Source organism: Lentilactobacillus parakefiri, from assembly GCF_002157585.1.
Lineage (GTDB): Bacteria > Bacillota > Bacilli > Lactobacillales > Lactobacillaceae > Lentilactobacillus > Lentilactobacillus parakefiri.
The window spans coordinates 1-303 of the sequence record NZ_BDGB01000123.1; the positions used below are offsets into that span (position 1 = coordinate 1).

Annotated in this window: 1 pseudogene; it reads right to left on the reverse strand. The window is 45.2% G+C overall.

What is annotated here, in order from left to right:
- Nucleotides 1–303 (reverse strand): annotated as a pseudogene (locus tag LPKJCM_RS11585) (ISL3 family transposase); the annotation flags it as partial.

A 303-nucleotide genomic window follows, 5' to 3' on the forward strand; every position in this document is an offset into this window, starting at 1 on the left:
TGAGTAAAAGTGTTGCCAATTTCATCACGATGAACTGCCAAGGTTTGGAGGACTGCCAACATTTCTTCCGAGCAGCCTTGCAGGTGGTGAAAGGCTTGATTATAGTTGGGCCAGTCACGGGTTTTGATGGTTTCACGTAACTGATTCATCATAGCGTATGTTTGCTTGAGCTCGGGATCAATGCCTAATAAAGCATCAACCACATCAGTGGCAGTCGCCAGATACGAGAAGTTCGTCCATTTACGGAAGACCTCGTAGTTGAGGTGACTTGCCGGAGTTAATAATAATTTCCAGTAACGCTTT